The 26,932-nt window shown below is 54.8% G+C and carries 28 protein-coding genes; 13 read left to right on the plus strand and 15 right to left on the minus strand.

What is annotated here, in order from left to right:
• Nucleotides 1-67: 67 nt before the first annotated feature.
• Nucleotides 68-931 carry a YicC/YloC family endoribonuclease gene (locus tag ABR39_RS14845; protein WP_047347559.1) on the minus strand — a complete coding sequence of 288 codons (864 nt, stop codon included), beginning with the start codon at nucleotides 929-931 and terminating at the stop codon, nucleotides 68-70.
• A 125-nt stretch (nucleotides 932-1,056) separates the two neighbouring features.
• On the opposite strand from ABR39_RS14845, the gene rph reads away from it, so the two are divergent.
• Nucleotides 1,057-1,773 carry a ribonuclease PH gene (gene rph, locus ABR39_RS14850; protein ID WP_047347560.1) on the plus strand — a complete coding sequence of 239 codons (717 nt, stop codon included), beginning with the start codon at nucleotides 1,057-1,059 and terminating at the stop codon, nucleotides 1,771-1,773.
• A 67-nt stretch (nucleotides 1,774-1,840) separates the two neighbouring features.
• Complete coding sequence (pyrE, locus tag ABR39_RS14855) at nucleotides 1,841-2,482, plus strand: orotate phosphoribosyltransferase (protein WP_010426430.1); 642 nt, start codon at nucleotides 1,841-1,843, stop codon at nucleotides 2,480-2,482.
• Between the two features lie 82 nt (nucleotides 2,483-2,564).
• Here the strand turns inward: pyrE and slmA are convergent, their stop codons facing one another.
• The 3 genes from slmA to coaBC all read right to left on the minus strand — a co-directional run bounded on the left by slmA (nucleotide 2,565) and on the right by coaBC (nucleotide 4,929).
• The gene (gene slmA / locus ABR39_RS14860; RefSeq protein ID WP_008502690.1) at nucleotides 2,565-3,161 is read right to left on the minus strand and encodes a nucleoid occlusion factor SlmA; all 597 of its coding nucleotides are present in this window, start codon (nucleotides 3,159-3,161) and stop codon (nucleotides 2,565-2,567) included.
• Nucleotides 3,162-3,281: 120 nt separating this feature from the next.
• Entirely contained in the window at nucleotides 3,282-3,740 is a 459-nt protein-coding gene (gene dut / locus ABR39_RS14865; protein WP_047347561.1) for a dUTP diphosphatase, read from the minus strand.
• Nucleotides 3,718-4,929, minus strand: coding sequence for a bifunctional phosphopantothenoylcysteine decarboxylase/phosphopantothenate--cysteine ligase CoaBC (gene coaBC / locus ABR39_RS14870; protein WP_123156793.1), 1,212 nt, complete (start codon nucleotides 4,927-4,929; stop codon nucleotides 3,718-3,720). The genes dut and coaBC overlap by 23 nt, the downstream gene beginning before the upstream one ends.
• A 170-nt stretch (nucleotides 4,930-5,099) precedes the next feature.
• Between coaBC and radC the strand changes: the two genes are divergently transcribed.
• The 4 genes from radC to mutM all read left to right on the plus strand — a co-directional run bounded on the left by radC (nucleotide 5,100) and on the right by mutM (nucleotide 7,295).
• Nucleotides 5,100-5,768, plus strand: coding sequence for a RadC family protein (gene radC, locus ABR39_RS14875; RefSeq protein WP_047347563.1), 669 nt, complete (start codon nucleotides 5,100-5,102; stop codon nucleotides 5,766-5,768).
• 218 nt (nucleotides 5,769-5,986) lie between these two features.
• Nucleotides 5,987-6,223: a 50S ribosomal protein L28 gene (gene rpmB, locus ABR39_RS14880; RefSeq protein WP_002436699.1), complete on the plus strand. Its 237-nt coding sequence runs from the start codon at nucleotides 5,987-5,989 to the stop codon at nucleotides 6,221-6,223.
• Nucleotides 6,224-6,245: 22 nt separating this feature from the next.
• A complete protein-coding gene (rpmG, locus tag ABR39_RS14885; RefSeq protein ID WP_003024094.1) occupies nucleotides 6,246-6,413 on the plus strand; it encodes a 50S ribosomal protein L33 in 168 nt (55 codons plus the stop codon).
• A 72-nt stretch (nucleotides 6,414-6,485) separates the two neighbouring features.
• Entirely contained in the window at nucleotides 6,486-7,295 is an 810-nt protein-coding gene (gene mutM / locus ABR39_RS14890; RefSeq protein ID WP_047347564.1) for a bifunctional DNA-formamidopyrimidine glycosylase/DNA-(apurinic or apyrimidinic site) lyase, read from the plus strand.
• 2 nt (nucleotides 7,296-7,297) lie between these two features.
• Here mutM and coaD read toward each other — a convergent pair whose 3' ends face one another.
• From coaD to ABR39_RS14910, 4 genes are all read right to left on the minus strand, one after another.
• Nucleotides 7,298-7,777: a pantetheine-phosphate adenylyltransferase gene (coaD, locus tag ABR39_RS14895; RefSeq protein WP_047347565.1), complete on the minus strand. Its 480-nt coding sequence runs from the start codon at nucleotides 7,775-7,777 to the stop codon at nucleotides 7,298-7,300.
• 3 nt (nucleotides 7,778-7,780) lie between these two features.
• Nucleotides 7,781-8,551 carry a glycosyltransferase family 2 protein gene (locus tag ABR39_RS14900; RefSeq protein WP_047347566.1) on the minus strand — a complete coding sequence of 257 codons (771 nt, stop codon included), beginning with the start codon at nucleotides 8,549-8,551 and terminating at the stop codon, nucleotides 7,781-7,783.
• On the minus strand, nucleotides 8,551-9,825 hold the full coding sequence (gene waaA / locus ABR39_RS14905; RefSeq protein ID WP_047347567.1) for a lipid IV(A) 3-deoxy-D-manno-octulosonic acid transferase: 1,275 nt from the start codon (nucleotides 9,823-9,825) through the stop codon (nucleotides 8,551-8,553). The genes ABR39_RS14900 and waaA overlap by 1 nt, the downstream gene beginning before the upstream one ends.
• 66 nt (nucleotides 9,826-9,891) lie before the next feature.
• The gene (locus tag ABR39_RS14910) at nucleotides 9,892-10,875 is read right to left on the minus strand and encodes a glycosyltransferase (RefSeq protein ID WP_047347568.1); all 984 of its coding nucleotides are present in this window, start codon (nucleotides 10,873-10,875) and stop codon (nucleotides 9,892-9,894) included.
• A gap of 157 nt (nucleotides 10,876-11,032) precedes the next feature.
• Here ABR39_RS14910 and ABR39_RS14915 point away from each other — a divergent pair, with 157 nt between their 5' ends.
• Nucleotides 11,033-12,136: a glycosyltransferase family 4 protein gene (locus tag ABR39_RS14915; RefSeq protein ID WP_047347569.1), complete on the plus strand. Its 1,104-nt coding sequence runs from the start codon at nucleotides 11,033-11,035 to the stop codon at nucleotides 12,134-12,136.
• Here ABR39_RS14915 and ABR39_RS14920 read toward each other — a convergent pair.
• Genes ABR39_RS14920 through rfaD form a run of 5 tightly spaced genes read right to left on the minus strand, consistent with a single transcriptional unit; the run spans nucleotide 12,115 to nucleotide 17,294 of the window.
• Nucleotides 12,115-13,224 (minus strand): glycosyltransferase family 4 protein, encoded by a 1,110-nt coding sequence (locus ABR39_RS14920; RefSeq protein WP_047347570.1) that lies wholly within the window; start codon nucleotides 13,222-13,224, stop codon nucleotides 12,115-12,117. The genes ABR39_RS14915 and ABR39_RS14920 overlap by 22 nt on opposite strands.
• A complete protein-coding gene (gene rfaQ / locus ABR39_RS14925; RefSeq protein WP_047347571.1) occupies nucleotides 13,221-14,330 on the minus strand; it encodes a putative lipopolysaccharide heptosyltransferase III in 1,110 nt (369 codons plus the stop codon). Before rfaQ ends, ABR39_RS14920 begins: the two co-directional genes overlap by 4 nt.
• A complete protein-coding gene (gene rfaC / locus ABR39_RS14930) occupies nucleotides 14,323-15,309 on the minus strand; it encodes a lipopolysaccharide heptosyltransferase RfaC (protein ID WP_047347572.1) in 987 nt (328 codons plus the stop codon). Before rfaC ends, rfaQ begins: the two co-directional genes overlap by 8 nt.
• A 3-nt stretch (nucleotides 15,310-15,312) precedes the next feature.
• Entirely contained in the window at nucleotides 15,313-16,359 is a 1,047-nt protein-coding gene (rfaF, locus tag ABR39_RS14935; protein ID WP_047347573.1) for an ADP-heptose--LPS heptosyltransferase RfaF, read from the minus strand.
• Between the two features lie 2 nt (nucleotides 16,360-16,361).
• On the minus strand, nucleotides 16,362-17,294 hold the full coding sequence (rfaD, locus tag ABR39_RS14940; protein ID WP_008502707.1) for an ADP-glyceromanno-heptose 6-epimerase: 933 nt from the start codon (nucleotides 17,292-17,294) through the stop codon (nucleotides 16,362-16,364).
• 215 nt (nucleotides 17,295-17,509) lie between these two features.
• Between rfaD and kbl the strand changes: the two genes are divergently transcribed.
• From kbl to ABR39_RS14970, 6 genes are all read left to right on the plus strand, one after another.
• Nucleotides 17,510-18,706, plus strand: coding sequence for a glycine C-acetyltransferase (gene kbl / locus ABR39_RS14945; protein ID WP_047347574.1), 1,197 nt, complete (start codon nucleotides 17,510-17,512; stop codon nucleotides 18,704-18,706).
• 9 nt (nucleotides 18,707-18,715) lie between these two features.
• Nucleotides 18,716-19,741 (plus strand): L-threonine 3-dehydrogenase, encoded by a 1,026-nt coding sequence (gene tdh, locus ABR39_RS14950; protein ID WP_047347575.1) that lies wholly within the window; start codon nucleotides 18,716-18,718, stop codon nucleotides 19,739-19,741.
• 177 nt (nucleotides 19,742-19,918) lie between these two features.
• Nucleotides 19,919-21,499, plus strand: coding sequence for a phosphoethanolamine transferase (locus tag ABR39_RS14955; protein WP_047347576.1), 1,581 nt, complete (start codon nucleotides 19,919-19,921; stop codon nucleotides 21,497-21,499).
• A 62-nt stretch (nucleotides 21,500-21,561) separates the two neighbouring features.
• Nucleotides 21,562-22,824 (plus strand): O-antigen ligase family protein, encoded by a 1,263-nt coding sequence (locus ABR39_RS14960; protein WP_346417697.1) that lies wholly within the window; start codon nucleotides 21,562-21,564, stop codon nucleotides 22,822-22,824.
• 71 nt (nucleotides 22,825-22,895) lie between these two features.
• Entirely contained in the window at nucleotides 22,896-23,744 is an 849-nt protein-coding gene (locus ABR39_RS14965) for a glycosyltransferase (protein ID WP_047348169.1), read from the plus strand.
• Between the two features lie 15 nt (nucleotides 23,745-23,759).
• Nucleotides 23,760-24,671, plus strand: a complete 912-nt coding sequence (locus ABR39_RS14970) for a capsular polysaccharide synthesis protein (RefSeq protein ID WP_240477078.1) — start codon at nucleotides 23,760-23,762, stop codon at nucleotides 24,669-24,671.
• A 36-nt stretch (nucleotides 24,672-24,707) separates the two neighbouring features.
• Here the strand turns inward: ABR39_RS14970 and ABR39_RS14975 are convergent, their stop codons facing one another.
• On the minus strand, nucleotides 24,708-25,640 hold the full coding sequence (locus ABR39_RS14975; protein WP_047347579.1) for a divergent polysaccharide deacetylase family protein: 933 nt from the start codon (nucleotides 25,638-25,640) through the stop codon (nucleotides 24,708-24,710).
• Nucleotides 25,641-25,643: 3 nt separating this feature from the next.
• Nucleotides 25,644-26,903, minus strand: a complete 1,260-nt coding sequence (envC, locus tag ABR39_RS14980) for a murein hydrolase activator EnvC (RefSeq protein ID WP_240477085.1) — start codon at nucleotides 26,901-26,903, stop codon at nucleotides 25,644-25,646.
• Nucleotides 26,904-26,932 lie beyond the last annotated feature (29 nt).

The raw sequence follows: 26,932 nt of genomic DNA on the forward strand, positions 1-26,932 counted from the left end.
TGACGAAGCGCAAAAAAAAGACCATCATTTCAATGGTCTTTTATTCTGATAAGTCACGCGTGAAACGTTACTCGATATTCTGGATCTGCTCGCGCATCTGCTCAATCAGCACTTTCAGCTCAATCGCTGAGTTGGTGACTTCTGCGTTGATCGACTTAGACGCCAGAGTGTTCGACTCGCGGTTGAACTCCTGCATCATAAAGTCGAGGCGGCGGCCCACGGCTTCTTTCTTCTTCAGAATGTTGTAGGTCTCTTTAACGTGCGCTTCCAGACGATCCAGCTCTTCAGCGACGTCAACGCGCTGCGCCATCAGCACCAGCTCTTGTTCCAGACGGGTGTTTTCCAGCTGAACTTCCGCTTCTTCCAGTTTGGCGACCAGGCGCTCGCGCTGCCACTGCAGCACTTCTGGCATATGGGTGCGTACTTTAGCGACTTCGGCGCTTACGCCTTCAAGACGCTGCTCAATCATCCCTTTCAGTGCCTGGCCTTCGGTTTCGCGGGCAACGATAAAGTCGTCCAGGGTACCGTCGAGAGCTGCAAGGATTTCGGCGGCAATGGCATCCAGATCTTGCTCACCGGCGGCCATGACGCCAGGCCAGCGCAGAATATCAACCGGGTTGATTTCGCCTTCATCGCTCTGCATTTTGACCCAGTTCGCCGCATTGACGAGCTGTTTCGCCAGCTTTTCGTTGAGGATCAGTTCGCCCTGCGCGCTGGCATCTGGCTCGAAACGCAGGTTACATTCCACTTTACCGCGCGTCAGACGCGTACGGATACGCTCGCGTACAACAGGCTCAAGGCTGCGGAACTGCTCCGGCATACGGAAATACGTTTCCAGGTAACGCTGGTTTACCGAGCGCATTTCCCATGTGGCGCTACCCCAGCTACCCTTGATTTCACGCCGGGCGTAGGCGGTCATACTGCGGATCATAGACATTCCCGTTTTTAAAGGAGAGATGGGGGGATTATAGCTTTCGAGGGCTTCTCAGGATAGGAATAAGCGTCCTTTATCCGTATAATGCGCAGCCACATTCGTTTCAAGCCGGAGAATCCATCATGCGTCCATCAGGCCGTAGCGCCAATCAGGTGCGTCCCGTCACCCTGACCCGTAACTATACAAAACACGCTGAAGGCTCCGTGCTGGTTGAGTTTGGTGACACGAAGGTTCTGTGCACCGCGTCCATCGAAGAAGGCGTTCCGCGCTTCCTGAAAGGTCAGGGCCAGGGCTGGATCACCGCAGAGTACGGCATGCTGCCGCGTGCGACCCATACCCGTAATGCCCGCGAAGCGGCAAAAGGCAAGCAGGGCGGCCGTACCATGGAAATTCAGCGTCTGATCGCGCGTGCGCTGCGCGCCGCCGTTGACCTGAAAATCCTCGGCGAATTTACCATCACGCTGGATTGCGACGTGATTCAGGCAGACGGCGGCACGCGTACCGCCTCCATTACCGGCGCATGCGTGGCGCTGGCGGATGCCCTGAATAAACTGGTTGCGGCCGGTAAGTTGAAAACCAACCCAATGAAGGGCATGGTTGCGGCGGTCTCTGTGGGCATCGTTAACGGCGAAGCGCTTTGCGATCTGGAATATATTGAAGATTCCGCTGCCGAGACGGACATGAACGTGGTGATGACCGAAGATGGTCGCATCATTGAAGTGCAGGGTACGGCGGAAGGCGAGCCGTTCACCCATGAAGAACTTCTTGCCCTGCTGGCTCTGGCCCGAGGGGGAATCGAATCTATCGTAACGACGCAGAAAGCGGCGTTAGAAAATTGATTTTAAAGGCGACCAATGAGTCGCCTTTTTTTTGCCTGTAAGACAGAAAAACCAAAGGAGCAAATCCATGAAATCGTATCAGCGCCAGTTTATTGAGTTTGCGCTTAACAAGCAGGTACTTAAGTTTGGCGAGTTTACGCTGAAATCCGGGCGTAAGAGTCCCTATTTCTTCAACGCCGGGCTGTTTAATACCGGGCGCGATCTGGCACTGTTAGGCCGTTTCTATGCCGAAGCGCTGGTGGATTCCGGGATTGATTTTGACCTGCTGTTTGGCCCGGCCTACAAAGGCATTCCGATTGCGACCACCACCGCGGTTGCGCTGGCGGAACACCATGACCGCGACGTGCCGTACTGCTTTAACCGCAAAGAGGCCAAAACCCACGGTGAAGGCGGGAACCTGGTCGGCAGCGCGCTGCAGGGCCGCGTCATGCTGGTCGACGATGTGATCACCGCGGGCACGGCGATCCGTGAATCAATGGAGATTATCCAGGCCAACGGCGCGACGCTGGCTGGCGTGCTGATTTCTCTGGATCGTCAGGAACGCGGTCGCGGTGAGATTTCCGCCATTCAGGAAGTGGAGCGCGATTACAGCTGCAAAGTGACGTCGATTATCACCCTGAAAGACCTGATTGCGTATCTGGAAGAGAAGCCGGAGATGGCGGACCATCTGGCCGCGGTGCGGGCATACCGGGAAGAGTTCGGGGTTTAATTGCATTGCCCGGTGGCGTCAGGTTTACCGGGCAATACAATCCGTAGGCCGGATAAGGCGAAGCCGCCATCCGGCAACGCTGTTACTGCAACTGCGCAGCCACTAACGGCCAGCGGGCGTCAAAATCGTCCGTTGGACGGTATTTGAATTCGCTGCGCACAAAACGTGAGAGCATGCCTTCGCAAAACGCCAGTATCTGGCTCGCCAGCAGCGTTTCATCAATGCTGTAACCTTCGCCTTCACGCATTTTCTTCTCGCGCAGTACCTGACGCAGCTGGGCTTCAATACGTTCGAAAAGCTGGTTAATGCGGCCCTGCAGTCTGTCCTGCTCGAACATCAGCGCGTGACCGGTCAGGATACGGGTTAAACCCGGATTGCGTTCACCAAAGCCCAGGATTAACAGCACAATCAGACGCAGACGCGCGGTCGTGTCTTTTTCGTCTTTCAAAATCAGGTTGATGCGCGTGATCAGGCTATCTTCAATAAATTCGATCAGGCTGTCGAACATCCGGGTCTTGCTCGGAAAATGACGGTACAGCGCCGCCTCAGACACGCCAACAGAGGCGGCCAGTTTAGCGGTGGTGATGCGTTGACTGCCATCGCTGGATTCAAGCATCAGAGCCAGAGATTGAAGTATTTCTTCGCGACGATTCCTTTTCGCGGTTTGTTTTTCTGCCATGTTACAAAATACCCCTGAAAATAAGCACTTGCCAGGCTGGCATCCACACAGCGACCGCAAACTGACGTTTGCGGTTTGTTATTGCATTATGGCGCTGTGGGATACGTCTCTGTCGGGCGGTTATTTGCGCCCGGAATGGCCGAAGCCGCCTTCGCCACGGTCGGTGGCGTCAAAGTCTGCCACCAGGTTAAATTCTGCCTGTACCACCGGTACAAAGACCATTTGCGCGATACGTTCGCCGGGCTCAATGGTGAAGCTGTCCTGACCGCGGTTCCAGACGGAGACCATCAGCTGACCCTGGTAGTCAGAGTCAATCAGGCCAACCAGGTTACCCAGCACAACGCCATGCTTATGGCCCAGGCCAGAACGCGGCAGGATCACCGCCGCCAGAGACGGGTCAGCAATGTGAATGGCCAGGCCAGTCGGCACCAGGGTAGTGACACCCGGCGCCAGTTCTACGGCGTCATCGAGACAGGCGCGCAGGTCAAGTCCGGCGGAGCCGGAGGTGGCATAGGTTGGCAGCGGGAATTGCTCGCCAACACGCGGGTCCAGAATCTTAACGTCGATTTTTTTCATCATAACGGGTAACGATCTCGTCGAGTAATTGTTGGCCCAGGAGTTCCTTGCGCTCAAGCGGTAAGACTTTATCTCCATCCTGCCAGAAAAGGTGCAGTGCGTTGCTGTCGCTGTTAAATCCTTGTGTGGCCAGCGATACGTCGTTCGCGCAAATCAAATCGAGGTTTTTGCGGGTACGTTTTTGCCGGGCATATTCTTCCACATTATTTGTTTCTGCGGCAAACCCAACAACGTAAGGACGATGGCTTTTTAGTGCGGCGACACCGGCGACAATGTCCGGGTTTTTCACCATTTTTAGTGTTAATTCATCGCCTTGCTTTTTAATTTTAGCTTCGGCGATGGTCTCGGCGCGATAGTCCGCGACGGCCGCACAGCCGATAAATATTTGCTGGTTTTGCGCGTGTGCCTGCACGGCGGCTTCCATCTCCAGCGCGGTGGTGACGTCAATTCGCGTTACACGCGCGGGCGTAGGCAGCGATACCGGGCCGCTCACCAGCGTGACGTTTGCGCCGCGCTTTGCCGCTGCGGCGGCAATGGCAAAGCCCATCTTGCCGGAGCTGTGGTTAGTGATATAGCGCACCGGATCCAGCGGCTCGCGCGTGGGGCCCGCGGTAATCATGATGTTGAGATGTTGCAGATCGTTGACAGGCGAAAAATGGGCGGCGGCCAGCTCGACGATAGTCAGCGGATCAAGCATACGCCCTGGGCCAACGTCACCGCAGGCCTGGCTGCCGCTATCCGGTCCCCAGAGAAGCAGGCCGCGTGAGGCCAGCGTCTCCAGATTGTGCTGGGTGGCCGCGTTGCGGTACATCTGCTGGTTCATGGCAGGCACGACGGCAACAGGCGCAGGCGTGGCCAGACAAATGGTGGAGACCAGGTCGTTTGCCATACCGGCTGCCACCCGGGCGATTAAATCCGCTGTGGCGGGAGCAAGGATGACCAGGTCTGCCCATTTCCCAAGCTCAATATGGCCCATCGCGGCTTCGGCGGCCGGATCGAGCAGGCTGTCAGATACCGGATACCCTGAAACCGCCTGCAGGCTCAGAGGCGTGATAAAGGCTTTACCGCCTTCGGTGATCGCGACCCGCACATCTGCCCCGCGCTCGCGCAGACGACGCACCAGCTCCGGCGCTTTATAGGCAGCAATACCGCCGCTCACGCCAAGAACGATTTTTTTACCGGCCAGGCTCATCATGATTCTTTCCTGTTGGGTTTCACCAGAGAGCGGGCATTTTATCACAATCCCTAAAACGAGGTGATTTTGTCCTTCGGTCGCTTTGCGAGGCGCTACGCAAGAACGCAACGTGGTCGTCGAGCCGCTGCCTGGCCTGTGGCAGCATGCGGTAAAAAAGGAGAAAGAGCATGGACGAAGAGGATGAGCAGCTGCTGCCGCGCGAAAAACTGCTGCGCTATGGCGTCACCCTGTTAAAAGACGATGAGCTGCTGGCGCTTTTTTTACGTACCGGAACGTCCGGGAAGACGGTGTTTACGCTGGCAAAAGAGCTGATAGCGCATTTCGGCTCACTGCATGGGTTGCTGACTGCAGAACTGGCGCAGTTTAAGCACGTCGAGGGCATCGGCGTGGCAAAATATGCCCAGTTGAGAGGCATTGCTGAACTGGCCCGCCGTTTTTACAAGGTCCGCATGGAGGAGGAAGATCCAATCCTGACGCCCGCGATGACGCGCGAATTTCTGCAAAGTCAGTTAACCGATGCCGAGCGTGAGATCTTCATGGTGATCTTTCTCGACAACAGAAACCGGGTGCTGAAACACAGCTGCCTCTTTGCCGGCACGTTAAGCCACGTTGAGGTGCATCCGCGTGAAATTGTGCGGGAAGCGATAAAAGTGAATGCAGCGGGCGTGATCCTCGCGCATAATCACCCCTCTGGCTGTGCAGAACCGAGCAGAGCTGACAAAGAAATCACCGAACGCATTATCAAATGCTGTCAATTCATGGACATTCGTGTGCTGGACCATCTGATAATTGGCCGCGGAGAGTACATTTCTTTTGCAGAACATGGCTGGATTTAGGCTATTTCTCGCGATCCATCGGGATCTTTGTCTGTTCGGGACTTGAGCACACCGCCGAGTCAGCGTATACTACGCCACCTTTGAGAATCTCGGGTTTGGCATTTGGGCCTGGCAATCGAGAGTTCACTTAGAACTATGCGATGACCGGGCTGTAAAGCCTGACGAGGCGCCGATACCCCATACGAAGCTCGAGCTAATTTGATTTTTGGAGAATAGACATGTCCCGAGTCTGCCAAGTTACTGGCAAGCGTCCGGTGACCGGTAACAACCGTTCCCACGCACTGAACGCGACTAAACGCCGTTTCCTGCCGAACCTGCACTCTCACCGTTTCTGGGTTGAGAGCGAGAAGCGTTTTGTCACCCTGCGCGTATCTGCTAAAGGTATGCGTGTAATCGATAAGAAAGGCATCGATACAGTTCTGTCTGAACTGCGTGCCCGTGGCGAAAAGTACTAAGTACTTAAAGAGGAAATAAATCATGGCTAAAGGTATTCGCGAGAAAATCAAGCTGGTTTCTTCTGCTGGTACAGGTCACTTCTACACCACCACGAAGAACAAACGTACTAAGCCGGAAAAACTGGAACTGAAAAAATTCGATCCAGTTGTACGCCAGCACGTACTGTACAAAGAAGCTAAAATCAAATAATTTTAGTCTCCTTGTATTGAAAAACCCCGCAACTGCGGGGTTTTTTGCATTCTGCATCTCAACGGAGGAACCATGCCTGAATTACCTGAGGTAGAGACCAGCCGCCGCGGCATTGAGCCCCATCTGGTCGGTGCGACTATTCTTCACGCGGTTGTCCGTAATGGGCGTTTGCGCTGGCCGGTGTCCGATGAGATCCATGCCCTGAGCGATAAACCCGTCCTTAGCGTGCAGCGTCGCGCTAAATACCTGCTGCTGGAACTGCCCGACGGCTGGATTATTATCCATCTGGGGATGTCCGGGAGCCTGCGCATTCTGACCGAAGAACTGCCTGCGGAAAAGCACGACCACGTCGATCTGGTGATGAGCAACGGCAAAGTGCTCCGCTACACCGACCCACGGCGTTTTGGCGCGTGGCTGTGGACGAAGGAGCTGGAAGGGCATAACGTGCTGGCGCATCTGGGCCCGGAGCCGCTCTCAGACGCGTTTAACGCGGAATACCTGCAAGCGAAGTGTGCGAAGAAGAAAAGCCCAATAAAGCCCTGGCTGATGGATAACAAGCTGGTGGTTGGCGTGGGGAATATCTATGCCAGCGAGTCGCTTTTTGCGGCCGGGATCCATCCCGATCGGCTGGCCTCTTCGCTGTCGGCGCAGGAGTGTGAACTGCTGGTCAGAGTCATTAAAGCGGTACTGCTGCGCTCGATTGAGCAGGGCGGGACAACGCTGAAGGACTTCCTGCAAAGTGACGGCAAGCCGGGCTATTTTGCCCAGGAGCTGCAGGTGTATGGCCGCAAAGGCGAACCGTGCAGAGTCTGCGGCACGCCAGTTATTGCCACGAAGCACGCCCAGCGTGCCACGTTCTACTGCCGGCAGTGCCAGAAATAGCGCTACTTTAGCTTTTCCATCAACGCCTGGTGGACGTTAGCTGGCAGGAAATGGGTAACATCCCCGTGATGGCGCGCCACCTCTTTTACCAGCGTGGAAGAGATAAACGACCACTCTTTGGAGGGCATCAGGAAGACGCTCTCCAGCTCCGGCATCAGGTGGCGGTTCATGTGCGCCAGCTGCATCTCATATTCGAAGTCTGCCACCGCGCGTAAGCCGCGAATAAGGATGTTTGCCTGCTGAGCGCGGGCGAAGTTAGCCATCAGATCGCTAAAACCGACAACCTCAACGTTCGGCAGGTGCGAAATGGCATCGGTGGCGAGCTGCACGCGCTCGTGCAAATCGAACATCGGTTTTTTGCTGGGGCTGGCGGCAATCGCCAGGATCACCTTGTCGAACATGCATGCCGCACGGGTGATGATATCAAGATGACCGTTTGTGATCGGATCGAAGGTACCCGGATAAATCGCTTTTGTGCTCATGGCTCACGTTTTCTCTGAGTAGCCGCGGCAGAGCGCCCACAGCTCGGTGTATTTGTTGAAAGTATACTGGGCATTCACCACCGCCAGTAACCACCCCTGTTTACCGTCCAGCACGCCACCGCGCAGCAGGAGCGTTTTCAGAAACGCGCCCAGCGTATGGGTGAAGATACCGCTCAGCGTGGCCTTCTTGCCGCGCTGGTGGCGCTCCTGCGCCCATGCGGTGGCATAGTTAAGCTGTTTACGCTGGAAGCTGGCGAAATCCCGACAGGTCAGGTGCAGCAGGTCGCCCGCCAGGGGAATCACCTGGGCGCTATCGCAGGCCAGGGATTCATGGACCAGGCTGTCGTTGTACTGATACCGCTCGCGCTCGTAGAGGCGCATCACGCGGTCTGGATACCAGCCGCTGTGGCGCATAAAACGGCCGAGGAAGTAGTTGCGGCGCGCAATGCTGTATACCGCGCCAGGCTGGGGCGAGGAAAGCACTGCCTGAATGGCCTGCTGAAGTTCTGGCGTGATGCGTTCGTCGGTATCGAGCATCAGGACATAATCGCCAGTGGCGTATCCCTGCGCGCGCTGGCGCTGGATGCCATAGCCTTGCCAGTCGGTGTTAATAAAGACCTTTGCGCCCGCTGCGCGGGCAACGTCCACCGTAGTGTCCGTGCTGCCGGAATCGAGCACGACGATTTCGTCGGCCCAGGCGACGGAGGCCAGGCAGTCCGGAAGCAGGTCGGCGGCGTTTTTGGCGATCATCACGACCGACAGACGCGTTGACATTAGTGGCTCCGCTGAGGCAGATAAGGTTGCAGAAGTTGCAGCAGACGGGTCAGTGCGCCCTGGTTCTGATGCAGCACTTCGACGGCATGACGCCCGTACCACAGGCGATAATCTTCGTCAGTCAGAAGGGTCGAGACCTCTTTGACCACCGAATCCGCATCGGTCACGGTAATTAAGCCATCGGCCTGCTGCAATTTAGCGCAGATATCTTTGAAGTTAAACGTGTGTGGCCCCATCAGCACCGGAATGGCGTGGGCTGCCGGCTCCAGCGGGTTATGACCGCCGCGTTCGACCAGGCTGCCACCGACAAACGCGAGGTCAGCAATGCCGTACAGCAGCATCAGTTCGCCCATCGTATCGCCAATCACCACCTGGGTGCTGCCGGAAGGAATTTCACCGCTGCTGCGCAGGGTGTAGCTGAAACCGCCTTTTTGCACCATGTCGCGGGCATCTTTAAAACGCTCCGGATGGCGAGGCACGAGGATCAGCAGTAAATCAGGGAATTTTTCCAGCAGCTGACGGTGAGCCTGCAGGATAATCGCTTCTTCGCCATCGTGGGTACTGGTCGCAATCCAGACCTGACGACGCGGAGCCCACTGGCGACGCAGCGTGATCGCGCGGGCGGCAAGTTCAGGGGTAACCGAAATATCAAATTTCAGGCTGCCCGTTACCGCAAGCTGGTTGCGTTTGAGGCCGAGAGAGACAAAGCGCGCTGCGTCTTCTTCGTTTTGCGCGGCAATCAGCGTGATTTTGCTGAGCAGGCGGCGCATAAATTTACCCAGCTTGCCGTAACCTTTCGCCGAGCGCTCTGACAGGCGCGCGTTGGCAATTACCAGCGGAATTTTACGGGCATGCAGGGCGGAAATCATGTTCGGCCACAGTTCGGTTTCCATCACGATCACCAGTTTCGGGCGAACGGTATTCAGGAAACGATTCATGGCGCAGGGCAGATCGTAAGGGAGATAGACGTGTTGCACGTCTTTGCCAAAAGCGGATAACGCGCGTTCCGAGCCGGTCGGCGTCATCGTCGTGACGGTGATCGGCAGCGACGGGTAGCGGTGACGCAGGGCGCGAACCAGCGGGATCGCCGCCAGCGTTTCACCAACAGAAACGGAATGCAGCAAAATACCGTCCGGTACGACTTTATTGCGGCAGAAGCCATAGCGCTCGGCCCAGCGTTTACGATACGCAGGCGCTTTACGGCTACGAAGCAACAGTCTCAGCCACACCAGTGGCTGAATGATGTAGAGCAGAGCGGTATACAACAATTCCAAGCGATTATCCGTTTTTTTAGTTTCGGCGGGCAAATTCTAAGCATTTAAGCCAGGTAAAGCTATCTCTTATGCCAGATACCGTTTCAAACGGAAATAACGGCGGCCAAGTCGCCAGTGCTGGCGCAGGCCACGGGCATTTTTCCATATGAGTGCCCAGATACCGCGGTCGAACAGTTCGCGAATGATTTCACGTTTTTTGCTGAGATCGCCGATGTTGTTAATGGCATGGAGAATGCCCAACCCCTCTTTTGCAATCTGCCACCGGCAGGCCGGCACCCGGCGTACGGCTTCAGGGTAACGCTGGTTGATAACATCCAGCATTTCCAGGATTTTCATGTAGTGACGCGCGTTACGCATGCGTGTGTCATCCGTTCCTGGCGTGTGCGATACGGAGGCGGAATGAATAAGGTAGTCATAGAAGGTTTCGTCAGTGTACTGCACGCGTTTGGCCGTCAGCAGCACTTCGGTAGTCCACGGGATATCCTGGTGGCGCAGGCCATGTTCAAAGGTGAAACCCTGCTCTTTAATGAACGCGTGGCGATAAATATTCAGCCAGGTCACGTGCAGGAATTTACGCGACGCCAGCGCGCGCTGAAGCCACGTTGGGCCATCCAGCACGTCTGTGGACTGCAGTTTGTCGGACGGAAATATTTTCTTCGACGGCCTTCCGTCATCGTAGATATACGTGCCGTTACAGGTTGCCACATCGAGATCGTTCTTTTTGGCCATTTCAAGCAGGCGCGGATACATGCCTGGATAAATAACGTCATCGATATCCGGGAAGGCAACGTACTCGCCGGTTGCTTGCGCGAGACCCGTATTACGGGCTGCTGATACGCCCTGATTAGCCTGGTCAATAACCTTGTAGAATGGGAATTCACCGGCGTACTGCGCAATGATGGCGGAGGAGTTGTCGCTTGACCCGTCGTTCACAACGACCAGTTCCAGACTGTCCAGATGTTGAGCTTTGATGCTGTCGAAAAATGCACTGAGGAATTTTTCACCGTTATAGACGGCGACTACAAGGCTCAATAAAGGTTTGTCGGACATGCTTTCTCCGTTGTGTTCAGGGCAGGCCACCCAATATGGTGATACCATTCGTGCTGTATTATATCTGGTGGATACTAAAAACATATGCCTGGCGGGACAAAGATCCTTTCAGGCGGAAAATTAGCGTCACACGGGCGAAATTCTTAACGGGAAATGTATGCATATTGTTCACACTGAAGCAGACGGCGGCAAAGGCGGACAGCCTCTGCGCATTATCAACGAATCGCTAGGGATGATTCAGCGTGGCCATCAGGTAACTATTCTTTGCCCGGAAACGGCGCCGCTGCACGCACTGGCGCGCAATGCGGGGTTGACGGTTGTCACGATGCCGTTGAAGCGTAAAAACCTTAAAAATTTGCAGTTGCTGCGTCGCTGGTTAAAGGATAACCGCCAGTCGATTGACGTCGTTAATAGCCATAACTCCGCCGATACCTGGCTGGTGGCGCTGGCGAATCTGACACTCGCTAACCCCGTTCCGCTGGTCCGCACCCGTCATGCGTCAGGCGTACCGCGCAACAACTGGACGACCCGGTGGCTGTTCCGCACGGCCTGCGCGCATATTGTGACTACGGGAGAGGCGCTACGTCATCAGGTGGCAAACATTGGCGTGCCGATGTCCCAGAGTACATCGGTGCCAAGCGGTGTCGATACGCAGCGTTTTCACCCGGGAGATAAGCACGAAGCCCGCGCGCATTGTGGCTTATCTGAGTCAGATTTCTGGTTGGGCGTGGTGTCGCATTTGCGCCCGAACAAAGGTCACAGCGTACTGCTGCGTGCCCTGGCGAAAATCGACAATCCGCAGATCAAGCTGGCGATTGTCGGCGAAGGCCCGCACAAAGCGATGCTGGAACAGGAAATTACCGCGCTTGGGTTACAGCAGCGGGTGGTGATGGCGGGACATCAAACCGATCCGGAACGCTGGTTCCCGGCGTTTGATATTGCGCTGAGCCCTTCGCACGATATGGAAGGTGTTCCTCAGGGTGTATTGCAATCGTTAGCCACCTGTATTGCAACCATTGCAACGGATGCTGGTGGAACGGGAGACGCGGTGATTAACGGGCAGACGGGATTGTTGATCGCGCAGCGCGACGAAAACGCACTGCACGATGCCATATTAAAACTCTATGACGACTCAGCCCTTCGCGAGACGCTCGCGCAGCAGGGGTATGACTACCTGAGCACGCACTTTACCCGTGAATGTATGCTGAACGCGATGGAGAAGGTCTTTTCCGATGCCGCTCAGCGCAGCAAATCGCGATAAAGCGTTTGTAGCTCTCGCGCCATTCTGTCCAGGGTGAAAGGCTCCGCAGTTGCACGCGCAGCAGCGGAGTAATCGACACCCTGTTCGCGGCCTTTTAGCCACAAAGAGATGGCCTGCTGGTAGCCTTCGCTGTCCAGCGCATCGCGCACCCAGCCGTTTTGACCCTCGGTTATCCACTCCGCCGCACCGCAGCCGTGGCTGGTGAGCAGCGGCAAACCGCAGGCCAGCGCTTCCACGCAGACGTTCGGGAAGGGATCGTAGAGCGTCGGCAGGATAAGCGCATCAGCCGTGCCATACACTTCGCGCACGTTGGCAACGGGGCCCAGGAACTTCACGCGTGAGGAAACCCCTAGCGCTTGTGCCAGTTTTTCGAACTTCCGCGCATGTTTATCGCGCCCGGCAATCAGCAGCCAGACGTCAGGATGCGCCACAATGGCGCGCAGCGCGGTGGCAACACCTTTACGGCTGAAACCTGACCCAACGTACGCCAGCACCGGCGCGGCTGGGGGAATGCCCAGCGCCTCACGCTGCGAAAGGGAGCGCACGTCAGGGCTGAACTGGTCCGTGTCGACGCCGTTATAGATCACCGTCAGCTTGTCATCCGACAGCCCGAAGCGGCGGGCGATATCGTCGCGCACCATCTTCGAATTACAGATCACCTTGCGCAGCTGCGGATGGGTAAACATCTGCGTCTCAGCCTGCAGAATGTAGCGGTGATAGCGGCTCAGAGATTGCGCCCAGCGCGCCAGCGGCGACAGAATACGACCATATTGCTCAAGCCAGGTGGCGTGAACCCCGTCGCCAGCCCGGAAAATGGTGGCTCCCGGTATGCGTTCGTGGCTTTGCACAATATCGAACTGCGCAAAATGCGCGGCGGCTTCGGTCGCAAAACCGGATTCACGAGCGATGCGATTGCGAAACGGCGGATTGACCGTCAGCGTTTTCCAGCCTGCGGCATCTTCCCACTGGCGGGCAATCAGCGTGACGTCAAGCGAGGTATCCTGTGTCAGCACGTTAAGCGCACGTGAGACAAAACGCTCTGCGCCACCGTTGGGGTTGTAGGTCTGTCGAACAATCGCCAGCTTCATGCAGGGGTTTCCGTTTCCAGAAGCATTGTATCAATGGCGCTCAGCACCTGCTGCGGGGTGATGGCTGTGATGCAGTCTGAGACACCGCTGTCTCCGCAGCCCGCTTTGCCGCATGGCTGGCAGGTAAACCCGGCCACAATCACACGGTAATTTACCCCCCACGGCGCCCATTTGATGGCGCCAGTAGGGCCAAATATGGCGACAGTCGGCGTACCGACGGCGCTTGCAAGGTGCATCGGCATGGAGTCCACACCGAAGTACACCCGCGCGTGCTTCATGAGCGCGCCCAGCTCTTTCAGGTTCAACTGGCCGCTTAAATCAAAGACCGGCTGGGTGAGGGCAGCGCGCAGCTCATCCATGTAGGCCTTCTCTTCTTTTGACGGTGCGGCAGAGAGGATAATCGGCAGGCCGCGCGCCGCCAGGTTATCAATGGTCGCTGCCAGCTTTTTGATATCCCAGGCCTTAAACATCCAGCGTGAGGTCGGATGAACCAGAATGTAGGATTTACTCGTGAGCCCAAACCCGGCCAGTTTTTCGGCAACAGAGGCTTCTGCCGCGTCACCAGGTACAAAGAGGGTATGTTTGTCTTCGTCGGACTGCGGATGAATCCCGATCCGGCGCAGGGCGTCCAGATTGACCTCCACCATATGGCGGCTGTTGTCCTGAATCGCTGGGTAGAGCGTGGTGAACGATTTCACCCAGCGACGACGCGCCAGGCCCCCGCGTTTATCCGGCTTAAAGCCGACGGAGACGCGGGGCTTCAGGCGACGCGCCAGACGCGCGCCGTGCCAGTGTTCGGTCAGGTTAATCAGCACGTCATACTGACGGCCTTTCAGGGTATTGAGTAGCGCGCGGTAGAGGCGGAATTGTTCAAACCACCCCTTTTTACGCCAGTTGCGCCCGATGGTATGGACCTGGTCGATATGCGGGTGGCTGGTCAGCATCGCCTGCGTGTCGTCATAGACCAGCGCGTCGACCTCTACGTTCGGCCAGTTCTTCTTGAGCACGGTGAACACCGGCGAAGTAAGCAGAACGTCACCGTGGTGACGCAACTTAACGATCAGCACGCGCTTTGGTGGACGCTCCGCTGAGAAAAAATCAGACATAGGCTCTCTCTGCTGCCAGCAAAGGCTCTAATTGCGCAAATACCGCAGCGGCACTGAGGTCGCTCAGCTGCGATGAGTATTCCGGGCGGCAGATATATTGATTTTTTCCATAGCCGCCGATAAGACCCGGGTCCGTTGGGCCGTAAAGCGTAATATTAGGTCGATCCAGCGCCGCCGTCAGGTGGCTGAGGCCCGTATCCACGGAGACCACTGCTGCAGCGCCGGCCAGCTCCTGGGCTACGCCATCAAGTTTCATGCGCGGCAGAACGTCAACGTAATCAAACCCTGCCGCCAGACGCCTGGCGCGTGCTTCTTCATGTGGTGCGCCCCACGGAAGTTTAATACGTAGCCCCGCATTTCCCAGCAGGCCGATCAGTTCGCGCCAGTGCGCTTCCGGCCAGTGTTTGTCATCGCGGGTCGTCGCGTGAAGAAAAATGAGATAAGGCGCGTCTTTCTGTTGCGAACTGTGCAAAAAATGCTGCGAAATGGTGTAATCACCTTGCGTTTCGGGCTTGGCATAACCAAGACTCTTTGCAAAGAGCTCGCGGGTACGTTCCACAGCGTGCTGTTGCTTCGCGATGTGGTGGCGGCGGTTATAGAACAGGCTCGCCAGCGGTTCGCGGGCGGTTTGCCAGTCCATGCCGTGCTTTACGCCATGCGCCAGACGCGTCACCAGCGCGGCGCTTTTGACCAGCCCCTGCGCGTCGATGATGGCATCGTAGCGTTGCGCCTGCACCGCTTCGCGGAAGACTTTGCGTTCGGCTTTAATCGGGGCAGAGAACCACGCTTTGCGCCAGCGGCGAATCGCCACCGGGATCGCGCGGTCGACCGCTTCATGCCAGGTGGGGATTTGCGCGAAGCCCTCTTCCACTACCCAGTCAAAACGAATGCCGGGAATGGCCCGCATGGCGTCCGTTAGTGACGGCAGCGTATGCAGAACATCGCCCATTGACGAAGTTTTAACGATCAATACCCGCATCCGTTATCCTTCTTCGCTCAACAGCAGTTCGTTAAGCTCTTCAAGAACGCGCTGCGGGGTAATGTCGATCAGGCTCTGGTGATAGCCTTCTGCAGCATCGCCTTTGCGCACTTTGTGGTAACCGGTGATGAGGCGAATGACGCGCGCTTTATGGGAAAGTGGGGGCGTGAAGTCCGGGCTGCTTGGGCCATACAGCGCAACCAGCGGGCGGTCGAGCGCAGCGGCGACGTGCATCAGGCCTGAGTCGTTGGTAACCACGGCTTTACAGGCGGCAATCAGGATAACCGCCTGCTCAAGCTGGGTTTCTCCCGCCAGGTTGCGGCACCATGCCTGCTGTTCGTTACTGAGCGTCGCGAGGATTTCATTGCCTGCCTCGTGGTCTTTTGCCGAACCGAACAGAACTATCTGGTAGCCTTCGTCAATCAGCTGTTTCGCCAGCTCCGCATAGTGATAGTGCGGCCAGCGTTTTGCCGGGCCGAACTCGGCGCCAGGGCAGAAGCCAATCATCGGGCGTTCAGACGATAGTCCAAACGCGTTGCAGGTGTGGGATTTTTCACCCTCGTTAACCTGAAGCTGTGGCCAGAGCAGCGGCTGCGGCAGGTCTTTCGCGCTGCGCATCACGCCTTTGTCATAGGCCAGCGCCACGTAACGCTCCACCATCAGCGGCCAGGCCTCTTTATCCAGCACGCGCGCATCGTTCAGCAGGCCGTAGCGCATTTCACCGCGCCAGCCAGTACGATGCGGGATGCCCGCAAAGAAAGGCACCAGGGCAGATTTAAAGGAGTTTGGCAGGACATACGCGCGGTCATAGCGCTTCTCGCGCAGGCTATGGCCGAGCTTGCGGCGTTCGCCAATTTCCAGCGCCCCGTGGCCAAGCGGCATCGGGATGGCTTCATTCACTTCCGGCATACGCGATAACAGCGGACGGCACCATGCGGGTGCCATCACGTCGATTATCGCCTGGGGATAGCGCGCCTTGAGCGTGCGATAGAGACTTTGCGACATCATCATGTCGCCCACCCATGACGGGCCGATCACCAGAATTCTCATACTTACGCGTCGCGGTTCAGCCAGGCCATATACTCCGTTACGCCTTCGGCAACGGTCTTGAACGGCTTGTCATAACCCGCTGCGCGCAGGTTGGTCAGATCGGCCTGAGTGAACGCCTGGTAGCGGCCTTTCAGCTTGTCAGGGAACGGAATGTACTCGATGCTGCCTTTTTTGTGATACGCCAGCGTAGCATCAGCCACCGCCTGGAAGGATTCTGCGCGGCCGGTACCCAGGTTGAAAATGCCGGAAACACCGTTTTCCCAGAACCACAGATTTACTGCGGCAACGTCGCCCACGTAGACGAAGTCGCGCTTAAAGCCGTCGCTGCCTTCAAACAGTTTTGGGCTTTCGCCATTATTCAGCTGGGTATTCAGGTGGAATGCCACGCTTGCCATGCTGCCTTTGTGACCTTCGCGCGGCCCGTAAACGTTGAAGTAGCGGAAGCCCACGATCTGGGAGTTCGCTTCTGGCAGAACCTGACGCACGTACTCGTCGAACAGGAATTTGGAATAACCGTAGACGTTCAGCGGCTGCTCATATTCGCGAGACTCGATAAAGTCCGAGGTGCGCCCGCCGTAGGTTGCCGCGGAGGAAGCGTACAGGAAGGGGATTTCACGCTCCAGGCAGTAGTGCAGGATCTCTTTAGAGTACTGATAGTTATTGTCCATCATGTACTTGCCGTCCCACTCTGTGGTGGAAGAGCAGGCACCTTCATGGAAGATAGCTTCGATCTCGCCGAACTCCTCGCCTGCCATAATCTGGATAAGGAAATCTTCTTTATCCATGTAGTCAGCGATGTTCAGATCCACCAGGTTGACGAACTTGGTGCCGTCTTTCAGGTTGTCAACCACCAGGATGTCGGTGATGCCTTTGTCATTAAGAGCCTTAACAATATTGCTGCCGATAAAGCCCGCGCCGCCGGTAACGATGATCATAACTGTAACCTTTGAAGTGTTGAGCCCGGGGACAATCCCGGACGCTAATGTCTTTATCATATCATTACAATGCCCGGTCTTCAGCCATTCACCGATATGCAGCAGGGGTACACGTGATTTATGCTGCAAAAACGACAAGAGATAATGTGTCATCTCGTCATGAACTATAGGTTTGGGTAATATGTCCCGAAATTTGCCGAGTCTGGAGAATTGCAATGCGTGGTGATTTTTACAAACAGTTAAACAGCGACCTCGACACCGCACGTGCGGAAGGGTTGTTCAAGGAAGAGCGTATTATCACGTCTGCTCAGCAGGCGGACATCACCGTTGCCGACGGCAGCCACGTGATCAACTTTTGTGCGAACAACTATTTAGGTCTTGCGAATCACCCTGAGCTGATTGCCGCGGCGAAAAACGGCATGGACACCCACGGCTTCGGCATGGCCTCCGTACGCTTTATCTGCGGTACCCAGGACAGCCATAAGCAGCTTGAGCAAAAGCTGGCGAGCTTCCTCGGAATGGAAGACGCGATTCTGTACTCCTCCTGCTTCGACGCTAACGGCGGTCTGTTTGAGACCCTGCTTGGCGCAGAAGATGCGATTATCTCCGACGCCCTGAACCACGCCTCTATCATTGACGGCGTGCGCCTGTGTAAAGCGAAGCGTTTCCGTTACGCCAACAATGACATGGTAGAACTGGAAGCTCGTCTGAAAGAGGCGCGTGAAGCGGGCGCTCGCCACGTGCTGATCGCCACCGACGGCGTGTTCTCAATGGACGGCGTGATCGCCAACCTGAAGGGCGTCTGCGACCTGGCGGATAAATACGACGCGCTGGTGATGGTCGATGACTCTCACGCGGTCGGGTTTGTCGGCGAAAACGGCCGTGGTTCCCACGAATACTGTGACGTGATGGGCCGCGTGGACATCATCACCGGTACGCTGGGCAAAGCGCTCGGCGGCGCGTCCGGCGGCTATACCGCCGCGCGTAAAGAGGTGGTTGAGTGGCTGCGTCAGCGCTCCCGTCCGTACCTGTTCTCCAACTCCCTGGCGCCAGCCATTGTGTCTGCCTCCATCAAAGTGCTGGAGATGGTGGAGTCCGGCGCTGAGCTGCGCGATCGCCTGTGGTCCAACGCGCGCCTGTTCCGCGAAAAAATGAGCGCAGCAGGGTTCACCCTCGCCGGTGCTGACCACGCCATTATTCCGGTGATGCTGGGCGATGCGGTTATCGCGCAGAACTTTGCCCGCGAACTGCAAAAAGAAGGGATTTACGTCACCGGGTTCTTCTTCCCGGTGGTGCCAAAAGGTCAGGCGCGTATCCGCACCCAGATGTCTGCGGCGCATACGCCTGAACAAATTGAACGTGCGGTGGAAGCCTTTACCCGCATCGGCAAACAGCTGGGCGTCATTGCCTGAGGACGTGTGATGAAAGCGTTATCCAAACTGAAAGCGGAAGAAGGGATTTGGATGACCGACGTGCCGGAACCGGAAGTCGGTCATAACGATCTGCTGATCAAAATTCGTAAAACGGCTATCTGCGGTACTGACGTTCACATTTACAACTGGGACCAGTGGTCGCAGAAAACCATTCCGGTACCGATGGTTGTCGGTCACGAGTACGTCGGCGAAGTGGTCGGTATCGGCCAGGAAGTGAAAGGCTTTAAAATTGGCGACCGCGTCTCCGGTGAAGGTCATATCACCTGCGGCCACTGCCGTAACTGCCGCGGCGGGCGTACGCACCTGTGCCGTAATACCATTGGCGTGGGCGTGAACCGTCCGGGTTGCTTCGCGGAATATCTGGTGATCCCGGCGTTTAACGCGTTCAAAATTCCGGACAACATTTCTGACGATCTGGCCTCCATCTTCGACCCGTTCGGCAACGCGGTACACACGGCGCTCTCCTTCGATCTGGTCGGCGAAGATGTGCTGGTCTCCGGTGCAGGTCCCATCGGCATTATGGCCGCAGCGGTGGCGAAGCACGTGGGTGCGCGTAACGTCGTGATCACCGATGTGAATGAGTATCGTCTGTCGCTGGCGCGCAAAATGGGCGTGACCCGCGCGGTGGATGTCTCGAAAGAGAGCCTGACCGACGTGATGGAAGAGCTGGGCATGACCGAAGGTTTTGACGTGGGTCTGGAAATGTCCGGTGCGCCGCCGGCGTTCCGCACGATGCTGGATACCATGAACCACGGTGGCCGCATCGCAATGCTGGGTATTCCGCCGTCGGATATGTCTATCGACTGGAACAAAGTCATCTTCAAGGGGCTGTTCATCAAAGGCATCTATGGCCGTGAGATGTTTGAAACCTGGTATAAGATGGCGGCGTTGATTCAGTCTGGTCTGGATCTGTCACCTATTATCACTCATCGTTTCTCCGTTGATGAGTTCCAGAAAGGCTTTGACGCAATGCGTTCAGGGCAGTCCGGGAAAGTTATTCTGAGCTGGGATTAAATCTGCCAGCTGGCACCGCTTTTACGGGTGCCAGCACTTTCCCTTAGTGGTTTGACTTTCCAGAAGTTACTTGTTAACTTTTGGCGAAATTTTCTCCATCCTGTCTTCTCCGCACGTTCATTCTGGCAGTCAAAATGATTACGTCAGGAAAGATATTGCCAGGCTAATCAGGTCATTATGTCCACACTGTTTTCACAGAAGTTGGTTGACACTCCTTCGCGATTTACCGCTTTCTTTACAGTGGTTGTTTCTCTGCTAATAGTCATTGGCGTTAATATTATTCATGCTAAATATAATGCTGTAATTAATCGTACGCTGGTCTTCGCGCTGATATTGCTGACTTTAAAATGTATAAACAATAAATTAATCAGGAATGTACTGGCGATTATTTTATTAATTCCGGTTGCGGCAGATATTACTTTGCAGTTATATGCATGGAGTAATTTTAATTCAGCGTTTAGTTATGGGTTTGCGCTTAGCGTACTGAATACGACACCGGGTGAAGCAAGTTCAATGCTCGGTTTGTACTGGCGCGATTGCCTGATTTTTATCACCCTGTCTGCGTTGTTCATTTATACCGCCAATACCGGCATGTGGCCTGTCGCGCCGCGTTATCGTCGCTGGCCCGCCATTGCGCTTGCCGTCACGCTGCTGGCTTTTTATGGCCAGGCTTTGCAGCATCAGCTCAGGAAAAGCAGCGTCGAAAGCCTGGCGCAGCGCGTAGTTCAGGCGACACCTGTCAGCACGTCAAAAGTCTTTATGCAGGCCATCGAAGATAATGCCGTGGTGGCCAACATCGGTAACAATATTCCTGATTATAAAATCACACTATCTGATACCGGCATCGAGAACTATGTTCTGATTGTTGGAGAGTCCGAGCGTACGGCAAATATGGGTATCTATGGTTATCAACGAGATACTACTCCGGAGCTGGAGAAGCAAAAATCGCAACTCTTACTGTTCCGCAATGCCGTTACACCTGCACCGGTCACGATTATGGCGGTACCGCTGGCGTTGACTGCGGATACCGTGAATGCCCGCGATCCGCGCAAATATGGCGATAACGTCGTCAATATCGCGAACAAAGCAGGATATGATACTTACTGGTTTAGCCGCCAGGGCAAAGGAGGGGCGCATAATAACGTCATTACCGGAATTGCCCTGAACACGAAACAGCATGAGTGGATTGATGGGGGCTACGACGAAGACCTTCTGCCGCTATTGCAGAACGCGTTAAAAACGCCGGGCAAAAAAATGATCGTTCTGCATTTGTACGGAAGCCACGAACCTTCCTGCCGACGCTTCCCGGCCAGCCAGGCGGTGTTGCACGGTGATAATGAAGCCGATGATTGTTATGACAACTCTGTGCGATATACGGATACGTTGATGGGCAAGATTTTTAACCTGCTGGAAAACTCGCGTTCATCAGTCATGTATTTCTCCGATCATGGCCTGATCCGCGATCCGAAGCGTGCTGTAGCATACTCCCACGGTAACGTTAATCCTCCACGGGAGGCCCTGCAAATCCCAGTGTTTATCTGGTATGGACATCAGGTAGATTCCGATAAAAAGTACACCGGAGACTACAATACCGTCTGGTCTGCGGATGATATTAATACGCTAGCTGAGCTTTGGCTTGGAATCCATCGTCAGGGAGAACCTGTCCAGTCAGTACACTCCTGGCTTGCCGGTTACAATAAAAACGTCACCGTGCTGGACACGACCGGGAAGTCCTATGACTGGCGTAATATTCGTTAACACAGGTGCGATAAACTTGTTTTTTGCAGTGTGCTAGCCTGCTTTGCCTTTTAGTAAATGGAATGATGATGATTAATGTAGAACGAGATAAGGTCCAGTTTGTATTGCTGCAGCTACTCTTCGGACTGTGTGCTATTGCTTTGGGTTGCGTAGTTGTTTCACCTAATTTATCCACCAAAATCTTGGGCCTGGCGGGTGTTACCGCATTCGTTATTTTCTTATTGGATATTAAAAACTTCAGAAAGAACGATGCATTTTGGCTTTGTCTGGTCCTGCTGATTATCGGGATTTGCGATCTGGTCTGGTACCGGATGTATAAGGTTAACAGTGAGGCGATCAACTCGTATCGCGCCTATCTGGAAGTCGGGAAAATCTGCGTTTTCGGGGCATTCTCCATCTTCGTGTTTGTAAACAGAAATCAGCTCAACGTCGGCAGCAATAAGATTCATATGTTGCTGGTCCTCGCACTGCAGGTGATGATTGTTGTCTACGCGGGATATCAACACCTGTTTCTTGAAAACCAAAGGGTTACACTCTCCCTTGCCGGTGGGTCGGATGCGACAGGGGCCGCTTATACCATTGCATTTATCTCGTTCTACACGATTCTGGTGCTCCAGCACAGTTCAAGCAGATGGAAAGAGCTGTTTATACTCGGACACTTTTTTATTACTTTCCTGGTACTGGTGGCGACAGAAACGCGGGCAGCCATTCTCACCTATCCGGTTATTTTCTTCGGCTTGCTGGTGGTGAAGCTGTACAAGGAAAAGCACATCCCGTGGAAGGGGGTTTCTGTTTTCCTGATTGCTTTGCTGGCTGGCGCATTTATGATGAAGGACAATCTGATAAAGCGTTATAATGACTTTAACCATGATATTGTTTCCTATGATAAAGCGAACAGTGTGACTTCGGTTGGTGCCCGTTTAGCGATGTGGAAGACGGGGCTGATTGCGTCTAAAAATAATTATTTATGGCAGTCTACAGACGAGCGTAACATCATAATCCGGGAAGAAATAAAAAAGGATCCAAGCCTGTCAGGCGCGCTGGGCTTCATTCGCGGCCATCTTCATAATGAAATCGTTGAAACGCTTTCTGTAAAAGGTCCTTCAGGCGTTATTCTTTATATTCTTTTTGTAATATCACTTGGTTGGTATGCACTGCGTAAACGAAAAAGTATTATTCTGTTCGCTTTCCTGGTCTCGATTGTTATGTTCGGCGTGGGTGGCGTGATGTTCTATTCAAAAACAACGCCTGTTGCCTGGATGTTAACGTTGATAATGTCGGTTGTTTTCCTGGAACAGAACAAACATCGTACGGTCATTAAGTAATCGTTTTGATTCTCCATCGGGAAAAAGGTATTCTCCCGATGGAGAAATACCTTTTACCATACGAGCCCGCCATGAACGAACTGATTTCAGTAATCATTACCACCTACAACAGAGAGGCGTTGCTGGAACGTGCAATTCGTTCAGTTATTGCTCAGACATATCCTGCGGTAGAATTGGTTATTGTTGATGATTGTTCTAATGAGAAGACCTCTCAACTCATCGAGCGTATACGCGCAGAGTGTGAAGCGCGTTTTGTGCATTTCATCTACGAACGTAATGAAAAGAACAGCGGTTCTAACTTCAGCCGTAACCGGGGCTATGCGCTTTCGCACGGTGTGTTTGTAACGGGGCTTGATGACGACGATTATTTCCTGCCAGAACGTCTGACGAAACTCGCTGAGCGGTATGATGATAAGTATGCTTTCGTGACGGATACCCCCGCCAGGCTGGACAAAACCCACCGCACCTATCCGGATACTGATGATAAAAGGATCATTGAGCTACAGGATATTTTGTGCGAGAACGTGGTGGGCAATCAGGTATTGACCACTAAAGAAAAACTGTTAGGCGTAGGCGGCTTTTCTCCTGAAATTAAACAGCAACAAGATCGCGATGTCTGGATTAAATTAATTCTGAAATATGGCCCAGGTATCAAATACAGCTTCAGTACGGCGATGGTGGATGCTGAACACGGGAGCGATCGGATTACGTCGCAAGTTAAAAAATACAATGCGTATCGTAAGCTCTATTTTAAATATCGTCAGCATATGTCTGAAGTGACTCGCAGCAATAATTTATTCCAGCTTATGTCATTTCGTGGTTTTAAATCAACGCGCATGAATTGCCTTTTACGTGGGCGTAAAAAAGATGCTAAGTTAAAAATGAAACTGTTTCGCCGTACGCTAAAAGAGCTATTCTGAATTGAATAAGGTGAAATGATGAATCTCAATGTAACGAATAAGCTCATCAAGAAAACCCGACGCTGGCACAAAAAAACGGGTTTCTCTCTCTTCCAGCGTGCGGCCAGCCATTTTGAGCGGAAGAAAAAAGAGACGATTTTTAGCGTCATTGATGACCTGAAGGTTCAGCCTGACGATTCGTACGCAACGGAACCGATGCAATCACGCATTATCTGGATCTGCTGGTTCCAGGGGCTGGATAGCGCGCCTGAGTTGGTGAAACGCTGCATTGCCTCCGTACAACGTAACACACCGGATGCTCAGGTCATCATCCTGACGGATGAGAATATCCCAGACTACCTTACTCTCCCTGAACACATCAAAACGAAATACCAGGCGGGGCTTATCAGTAAGGCGCAATACTCAGATATTGTTCGCTGTTCGCTGCTGTATCAATATGGCGGGATCTGGATGGACGCGACGGTGTTCGTGACGAAGCCGGTACCGGAAACATTTTTTGAGAATACCTTTTCATCGCTACGTTTTGATTCGTCTGAAAACGCATTGAGTCAGGGCTACTGGACGGCCTATTTTCTTGCAGCCCAAAAGGGGAGCACGCTGGTGAAGATGGTACGAGATATTCTGTATCGCTACTGGCAGCACTATGACACCCTGATTGAGTACTTCCTGATCGATTACAGCTTCTTATATGCGCGCGAGCGCTATCCGCAGTTTCGTCAGGTCATGGATCAACAACCGGTCACCGGGAATAATCGTTTTTTGATTCGCCAGTTCATCTCTGAAAAACCTGATTTGGCGGCATTGATGACGCTAAATAATGATCCCGTGGGCATTTATAAGCTCTCACACAAAGAGCAATATCGAACTACAGATAACGACCTGCCGACGATATATAGCCAGATCCTCGAGGGTTCTTTCCACCTTTAGTAATAAAAAAGCCACCATGACGGTGGCTTTTTCTCATCACGCTTTCTTACCCCATCCCTGCCACTGCTGCTGGACGTATTTCACCAGCGTACTGTTGCTGATGCTGTCGCCAATCACAGAGAAGAAGCGGGTCGCGTAGACCGGCTCAAGCGGTTGCTTCGGTACGCAGTGCTTCACGCCGCGGAACGGATTACGCGGCGCTGTCGGTGCAGGCTGTGCAGAATTCGGTGTAGAGGTATCCACCTGCGGCTCGTTCAGCAGATCGCTCGGGCGAACCAGAGTGATATCGGAAGGCAAGGTCGGCAGCATTTGCTGCAGGACACGAACGGTAGACGGGTGCGGGTGACCGATGGCTATGGCCGAGCCGTTGCGGCGGGCCAGCTGTACCGCGCGATTAAACTGCACGCGAATATCGGCGTCGTTCTGGGTATCATCCAGGAACACCTTGCGCTTAATGACTTTTACGCCCGTTCCCTGAGCGGCACGCATCGCCTGGCTGTTGCCGATGGTCATGCTGTCGAGGAAATAGAGGTTGTAGCGCTCCAGCGCCTGCATCACCTTCAGCATCCCGTACAGGCTCGATGTCATCGCACTGCCCATATGGTTGTTCAGCCCTACGGCATACGGCACTTTGTTGTATGCGTCGCGGATGATGCGCTCGATCTCATCGCTGCTCATATCCGGGCGGAGGGTATCTTTTTCCAGCGGCTGCTTGCTGAGCGGTGCCATTGGTAGATGGATAAGAACCTGATGGCCAGTATTGTGGGCTTTGGTCGCCATCTCACGCGCGTGGGGGGCATTTGGAAGGACGGCGACCGAGATGGCTGACGGCATCGCCAGCACCTGGTTTTCATAGTGTGGACGATAACCGAAGTCATCAATCACGATTGCGAGCTTACCTGCGTATACCGGAGCAGCCAGCGCCAGCGCGCTGACGACGGAGAGAACTATTCGACGAAACTGAAGCAAAACTTATCTTCCCAACCACGGCTGTGGATTGACCGCCTGACCCTGGCGACGAATTTCGAAATAGAGTGACGGGCGGCCCTGACCGCCACTGCTGCCCACAAGGGCGATGGGTTGGCCCGCGCGCACCTGCGTGCCGACGCTGACCAGCGCGCTCTGGTTGTAGCCATAGAGGCTCATATCGCCTTTACCGTGTTCGACCACTACCACCAGCCCATAACCCTGCAGCCAGTCGGCCAGAATCACGCGGCCATCGGCAATGGCTTTCACTTCGCTACCTTCAGACGCACCGATAACTATCCCTTTCCAACGTAGCTCACCCTGCAGCTGTTCGCCATAGCGATGCAGAATTGAGCCGCGAACGGGCCAGAAAGCCTGACCGCGAGGAGAGCCTAAGCCGCCGGTACGCGACATCAGGGAACGTTCGCTTTCGCTTGGCTTGTAGGTGGTCCCTTTACGGGACGCTTCCTGCTGCTTGTCGCGAACGGCCTGCGCCTCGCGCGCCTCTTTTTCGGCACGCGCTTTCGCCGCGGCTTCCGCACGGGCGATGCTGTTACGCAGTTTGGATTCGTTGGCGCGCATTTCGCCAAGCTGGCTCTGACCTTCCTGAATGGAGGACTCAAGGCCGGAAAGGGTTTTCTTACGCTCGTTGCGCGCCTGCTCAAGTTTCGCCTGCTGGGCCTGCCGATCGTAGAGTAGCGTCTGCTGCTGGCTCTGCTTCTCTTCCAGCTCGGCTTTTTGCGTGGTGACCTCTTCGCGCGTCTGCTTCAGCTGCGCGATCGTTTCCTGACGCGCCTGGTTCAGATAGCCAAAGTAGGCCTGCAGACGCTGGCCGCGCTGGCTCTCTTCACCGCTGAGGATCAGTTGCAGGCCAGTGTGCTCACCCTGGCGGAATGCAGCATCCAGCTGTGCCGCAAGATTGCGCTCTTGTGCATCACGCTGGCGTTCCAGTTTGGCAATCGACGCGTTCATCTCGTCGATCTGTTTATTCAACTGGGCGAGGGTGTTTTGCGTTTCACGTAATTGACGTGCGGCGGCGGAGATGGCCTCTTCCTGCTGCTTAAGCTGGGCGAGCAGGGTGGCGCGCTGCTGCTGCTGCTGGCGAACCGCACGCTCTTTAGCGGCGATATCGGCCTGAATGGATTTGAGCTGATCGCGGTCATCCGCGTGGGCGGATGCGGCGCACAGCAATACGCCAGCGCTGAGTGCGCTGGCGCAAAGCAAAGGTCTGACTGATAACCTAAGCGGCTTCACGACCCATGTGATTGAAAAAATCGCCTTTCCCCTCATGGGGA

This window comes from Enterobacter genomosp. O, from assembly GCF_001022965.1.
GTDB classification, from domain to species: Bacteria; Pseudomonadota; Gammaproteobacteria; order Enterobacterales; family Enterobacteriaceae; genus Enterobacter; species Enterobacter cloacae_L.